Source organism: Planomonospora algeriensis (genome assembly GCF_977012225.1).
Genome location: NZ_CDRNDK010000403.1, coordinates 1 through 5,742, shown reverse-complemented (window position 1 = coordinate 5,742; position 5,742 = coordinate 1). Strand labels below are relative to the sequence as shown.

Genomic DNA, 5,742 nt, shown 5'->3' with positions numbered 1-5,742 from the left:
TCGGCCTTGGCGTTCACCGGCGGGAGGACGGGCCGCGGGGGCCGCGGGGTTCCCGGCCGACCCCCGCGTGGTCTTCGAGGAGCTGCGCCGGGCGAGCGCCGGCGGGATCGCCGATTACGCGGGCATCACCTACGAGCGGATCGCCGCCGAGACCGGCGTCTTCTGGCCCTGCCCGGACACCGGCCACCCCGGCACGCCGCGGCCCTTCCTGGACGGGTTCGCCACCCCGGACGGCCGCGCCCGGTTCGTCCCGGTCGAGCACCGCCCGCCGGGCGAGGAGGCCGACGCCGACTACCCGCTGTACCTGACGACCGGCCGGGTGCTGGCCCACTACCAGAGCGGTGCGCAGACCCGCAGGATCGCGGCCCTCAACGCCGTCGTCTCCGAGGCGTTCGTGGAGGTCCACCCCGACCTGGCCGAGCGCCTGGAGGTGTCCCCGGGCCAGAGGCTGCGGGTGGTCAGCCGCCGGGGCGAGACCGAGGGCGTGGTCAGGGTCAACCCGGCGATCCGCGCCGACACCGTGTTCATGCCGTTCCACTGGATCGGAGTCAACGTGCTGACCAATCCCGAACTCGACCCGGTGTCGAGGATGCCGGAGTTCAAAGTGTGCGCCGTGAGAGTGGAGCGTGTCGGATGACCCGGCTGGTGGTGGTGGGCAACGGGATGGCGGGTTCCCGCCTGGTGAACGAGGTCCGTGCCCGGGACAAGGACATGAAGGTGACCGTCTTCGGCGCCGAGGACTGGCAGCCGTACAACCGGGTGCTGCTGTCGAACGTGGTGGCCGGGACCATGCTCCCGGACCAGGTGCGGCTGCTGGACCCGTCCTGGTACGCCGACCACGGGGTGACGGCCATGCCGGGCGTCGCGGTGACGGCGATCGACCGGGAGGCGCAGGCGGTCGTCACCGCCGACGGCGGGCGCGAGCCGTACGACATCCTGGTGCTGGCGACCGGGAGCGAGGCCGTGGTGCCGCCGGTGCCCGGCGCGGAGCGGGCCGTCACCTTCCGGACGCTGGACGACTGCCAGGCCATCCTGGAGGCCGCCGCCACGGCGCGCGGCGCGGTGGTGGTCGGCGGCGGGCTGCTGGGCATCGAGGCGGCCCGGGGCCTGGCCGGACGCGGGCTGCCGGTGACGCTGCTCCACCTGGCCGGGCACCTGATGGAGCGCCAGCTCGACGCCGAGGCGGGGCTGCTGCTCCAGGAGACGCTGACGGAGCTGGGCGTGCGGATCCGGACCGGCGTCGTGGTGGAGGAGATCGAGGAGCACGGCGTACGGCTGGCCGGCGGCGAGACGGTCGACGCCGACCTGGTGGTGCTCGCCTGCGGGGTCCGCCCGGTGACCGCGCTGGCCAGGGACGCGGGCCTGGAGGTGGCGCGCGGGGTCGTGGTGGACGCCGAGATGCGCACCGACGACCCGTCGATCTTCGCGATCGGCGAGTGCGCCGAGCACGAGGGCGTGGTCTACGGGCTCGTCGCCCCCGCCTGGGAGCAGGCGGCGGTCGTCGCCGACCTGGTGACCGGCGCCGACAAGACGGCCCGCTACCGCGGGTCGCGGCTGGTGACCCGGTTGAAGGCCAAGAGCGTCGAGCTGGCGGCGATGGGCGAGACCCACGTGGACGAGGACGCCGACCGCTCGACGGAGGTGGTGCGGTTCAGCCACCGGGCCCGCGGCACCTACCGCAAGCTCGTCATCCGCGACGGCCGGCTGGTCGGGGCGATCCTGCTCGGCGAGACGGCGGCGGTGGGCACGCTCACCCAGCTCTTCGACCGGGGCGCCCCGGTCCCCGGCGACCGGGCGGGGCTGCTCTTCCCCGGCCTGAGCGGGACCCCGGTGGCCGACAGCCCGGTGCGGATGCCGGACGCGGCCAAGGTGTGCCAGTGCAACAACGTGACCAAGGGCCAGATCCGGGCCTGCTGGGAGTCCGGGGCCCGCGACGTGGAGGCCGTGGCGGCCGCCACGCGTGCCACGACCGGCTGCGGCGGCTGCCGCGACGCGGTCGAGGGCATCGTCGGCTGGCTGTGTGAGCAGGAAGGGGTCTCGGCGTGACGGACGCAGCGGAAGGAAGGGGCGCGCGGATGACGCGGCTGGTAGTGGTGGGACATGGGCCGACGGCCTACCGGCTGGTGGAGACGCTGACCGACCGCGGCTTCGGCGGGCGGATCACGATCCTGGGGGAGGAGCCCCGGCCCGCCTACGACCGGGTGGCGCTGACCTCCTACCTGGCCGGCAAGAGCGCCGAGGACCTCACCTACCCGGTGCCCGACGGCGTCGTGCTCCGGCTCGGCTCGGCGGTCACCGCGATCGACCGGGACGGCCGGACCGTGACGACGGCCGACGGGCACGCCGAGCCGTACGACGTGCTGGTGCTGGCCACCGGCTCCAGCCCGTTCGTGCCGCCGGTGCCCGGCAAGGACCTGGACGGCTGCTTCGTCTACCGCACCCTCGACGACCTGGACGCGATCCGGGAGGCGTCGGCGGGCGCCGCGGCCGGCGTGGTGATCGGCGGCGGGCTGCTCGGCCTGGAGGCCGCCGACGCGCTGCGCGGGCTGGGCCTCGAGACGCACGTCGTGGAGATGGGCGGCTGGCTCATGCCCCGCCAGGTCGACGAGGGCGGCGGCGCGGTGCTGCGCGGCCACATCGAGTCGCTCGGCCTGGGCGTGCACACCGGCGCCGGGGTGAAGGAGATCACCGCCGACGACGCCGGGCGCGTTACGGGCCTGGTCAAGCCGGACGGCGAGACGATCGAGGCGCAGGTCGTGGTCTTCTCCGCCGGGGTGCGCCCCCGCGACGAGCTGGCCCGCACCTGCGGCCTGGCGGTCGGCGAGCGCGGCGGCATCGCCGTCGACGACGGCATGCGCACCAGCGACCCGGCGATCTACGCGGTCGGCGAGTGCGCGCTGCACCAGGGCATGGTCTACGGCCTGGTCGGACCGTGCTTCACCATGGCCGAGGTCGCCGCGGACCGGATCCTCGGCGGCGAGGCGGCCTTCACCCCCGCGGACATGTCGACCAAGCTCAAGCTGCTCGGCGTGGAGGTCGCCCAGTTCGGCGCGATGGACGGCGCGCTCGACGTGACCTTCATGGACCCGGTCACCGGCGTCTACCAGAAGCTGTTCGTCAGCGACGACGCCCGCACCCTGCTCGGCGGGATCTGCGTCGGCGACGCCACGCCGTACAACACGCTCAAGCCCTTCGTCGGCCGCGAGCTGCCGGGCTCGCCCAGCGAGCTGCTGTTCACCGGCGGCCCGGCGAACATGGAACTGCCCGCCGAGGCCGTGGTCTGCTCCTGCAACAACGTCACCCACGGCCAGATCTGCTCGGCCATCGCCGACAAGGGCCTGACCGACGTCGCGGGGATCAAGGACTGCACCGCGCGGGCACCACCTGCGGCAGCTGCATCCCGATGCTCAAGCAGATCCTGGTGAAGTCCGGCGTCGAGGTCTCCAAGGCCCTGTGCGAGCACTTCACCTACAGCCGGGCCGAGCTGTTCGACATCGTCCGGGTGCGCGGCATCACGACGTTCTCCCAGCTCATCGCCGAGCACGGCACCGGGCGCGGCTGCGACATCTGCAAGCCCGTCGTCGCCTCCATCCTCGCCTCGCTCGGCAACGGCCACATCCTCGACGGCGAGCAGGCCGCGCTGCAGGACACCAACGACCGCTACCTGGCCAACATCCAGCGCAACGGCACCTACTCGGTGGTGCCGCGCATCCCCGGCGGGGAGATCACCCCCGACAAGCTCATCGTGATCGGCGAGGTCGCCCGCGACTTCGGCCTCTACACGAAGATCACCGGCGGGCAGCGGATCGACCTGTTCGGCGCCCGCGTCGAGCAGCTCCCGCTGATCTGGAAGCGCCTGGTCGACGCCGGCTTCGAGTCCGGCCACGCGTACGGCAAAGCGCTGCGCACGGTCAAGTCCTGCGTCGGCTCCACCTGGTGCCGGTACGGCGTGCAGGACTCCGTCGGCCTGGCCATCGCGCTGGAGCTGCGCTACCGGGGGCTGCGCTCGCCGCACAAGCTGAAGTCGGCCGTCTCCGGCTGCGCCCGCGAGTGCGCCGAGGCGCGCGGCAAGGACTTCGGCATCATCGCCACCGAGCTGGGCTGGAACCTCTACGTCGGCGGCAACGGCGGCTTCACCCCGCGGCACGCCGACCTGTTCGCCTCGGACCTGTCCACCGACGAGCTGATCCGGGTCATCGACCGCTTCCTGATGTTCTACATCCGCACCGCCGACCGGCTCCAGCGCACCTCGGTCTGGCTGGAGAACCAGGGCCTCGACTACGTCAAGGAGGTCGTGCTGGAGGACTCCCTGGGCATCTGCGCCGAACTGGACGCGCAGATGGAGCGGCACGTCGCCGGCTACGCCGACGAGTGGCGCGCGGTCCTGGACGACCCCGAGCGGATGCGGCGCTTCGTCTCCTTCGTCAACGCGCCCGGCACCCCGGACCCGTCGATCGCCTTCGCCCCGGAGCGGGACCAGGTCAAGCCGGTCCTGATCCCGCTCGAGGCGGTCCGATCCTGACCACCGCGACCCTCGACCACGCACCGACCCTCGACCTCACACCGACCGGAGAAGAAGGAGGGGTTTCCCCGATGACCATCCTGCGCGAGAACCTGGACACCGCCCTGGAGACCGCCGGCTGGACCGCGGTCTGCGCCTACACCGACCTGCTGCCCGAGGAGGGCGTGTGCGTCCTGGTGGACGGGCACCAGGTCGCGGTGTTCCGCACCTTCGACGGCGACCTGTACGCGACCGGCAACCTCGACCCGTTCAGCGGGGCCTGGGTCCTGTCGCGGGGGATCGTCGGGACGCGCGGCGCGGAGCCGACCGTGGCCTCCCCCATGCACAAGCAGGTCTTCTCGCTGGTGACCGGCCGGTGCCTGGACGACCCGGAGACGTCCGTACCGACCTATCCGGTCCGCCTGTCCGGCGGCGCGGTGGAAGTGAGAGTCCCTTGAGCTCCCTGGCCCCCCTGATCCCGTCCTCGGTCCCCGCGTCGGGGTCCCCGGAGACGGAGCCCGACGCGCTGGCCGGGTTCACCATCGGGGTCACCGCCACCCGGCGGCGCGAGGAGTTCTGCGCGCTGCTGGAACGGCGGGGCGCCCGGGTCGTGCAGGCCCCGGCGATCCGGCTGGTGCCGCTGGCCGAGGACACGGACCTGCTGGCGGCGACCCGCGAGGTCCTGGCGGGGCCGATCGACGACGTGGTGATCACCACGGGGGTCGGCTTCCGTGGCTGGACGGCCGCCGCCGAGGGGTGGGGGCTCTCCGGTGAGCTGTCGGAGCACCTGACCGCCGCCCGGCTGCTGACCCGGGGCCCCAAGGCCCGCGGCGCGGTCCGGGCGGCGGGACTGAACGACCACTGGACGCCGGCCACCGAGTCGTGCGAGGAGGTCAAGCAGCACCTGCTCGCCCAGGACCTGCGGGGCCGGCGCATCGCGGTGCAGCTGCACGGGGAGCCGCTGACGGGCTTCACGGCGGCGCTGCGCGAGGCGGGGGCCGAGGTCATCGAGGTGCCGGTCTACCGGTGGCTGCCCTACCGCGACCCGTCGCCGCTGCGCCGCCTGATCAGCCAGGCGGTCTCCGGCGGGGTGGACGCGGTGGCCTTCACCAGCGCCCCCGCGGTCCTGGCCATGCTCGGCGCGGCCCGCGCGGACGGGCTGGAGGAGGCGCTGCTGGCGGCGTTCGCCGGTCAGGTCGTCGCCGCTTGCGTGGGGCCGGTCACCGCCGCGCCGCTGGAGG

4 protein-coding genes and 1 pseudogene are annotated in these 5,742 nt (G+C 73.5%); all 5 read left to right on the top strand.

Annotated features, from left to right (window positions below; translation table 11 throughout):
• A partial coding sequence (locus tag ACWJ6R_RS28695) for a molybdopterin oxidoreductase family protein (protein WP_449065220.1) occupies positions 1 to 637 on the top strand: 637 nt, incomplete at its 5' end.
• Positions 634 to 2,046 carry an FAD-dependent oxidoreductase gene (locus ACWJ6R_RS28690; RefSeq protein WP_449065219.1) on the top strand — a complete coding sequence of 471 codons (1,413 nt, stop codon included), beginning with the start codon at positions 634 to 636 and terminating at the stop codon, positions 2,044 to 2,046. The genes ACWJ6R_RS28695 and ACWJ6R_RS28690, both read left to right, overlap by 4 nt.
• Positions 2,047 to 2,075: 29 nt before the next feature.
• Positions 2,076 to 4,522: pseudogene (gene nirB, locus ACWJ6R_RS28685) on the top strand (nitrite reductase large subunit NirB).
• A gap of 71 nt (positions 4,523 to 4,593) precedes the next feature.
• The gene (gene nirD / locus ACWJ6R_RS28680; protein ID WP_449065218.1) at positions 4,594 to 4,959 is read left to right on the top strand and encodes a nitrite reductase small subunit NirD; all 366 of its coding nucleotides are present in this window, start codon (positions 4,594 to 4,596) and stop codon (positions 4,957 to 4,959) included.
• Positions 4,956 to 5,742, top strand: a 787-nt coding sequence (locus ACWJ6R_RS28675) for a uroporphyrinogen-III synthase (RefSeq protein ID WP_449065217.1), incomplete at its 3' end; no start/stop codon positions are given. The genes nirD and ACWJ6R_RS28675, both read left to right, overlap by 4 nt.